1 protein-coding gene is annotated in these 417 nt (G+C 63.3%); it reads right to left on the reverse strand.

The genetic code is table 11. The annotated features are described in order from the left end of the window. Positions 1 to 417 (reverse strand): KUP/HAK/KT family potassium transporter (locus tag X742_RS0139810; protein ID WP_031248892.1); only part of this gene is annotated, 417 nt, incomplete at both ends.

Raw genomic sequence — 417 nt, forward strand, 5'->3', positions numbered from 1 at the left:
TGGCGCCAATGGTCACGAAAGCGACGTCGGGCGAATTGATCAGGAAGGCGACGATGTAGTGCGGGCTCACCGCCCACAGGATTTCTGGATCGGCGATGATGTGGTTGAGCCCGGAAAGGCCAATTGCCAGGAACCACACCGCCGTCACCGGGCCGAACACCAATCCTACCCCGCCCGTGCCGAAGCGCTGCACCGCGAACACCATGGCAAGAATGACCAGTGTCAGCGGCACGACATAGGGCTGGAAGGTCGGCGTGACGACATTCATGCCCTCGACCGCCGACAGCACCGATATCGCCGGTGTGATGACGGCATCACCGAAGAAAAGCGATGCCCCGACGATGCCGATGCCGAGCATCAGCGCCGAGCGCTTGGGGAAACTGCCGCGCGCTAGCGCCATCAGCGACAGCACGCCGC

This window comes from Mesorhizobium sp. LNHC229A00, assembly GCF_000502415.1.
Lineage (GTDB): Bacteria > Pseudomonadota > Alphaproteobacteria > Rhizobiales > Rhizobiaceae > Mesorhizobium.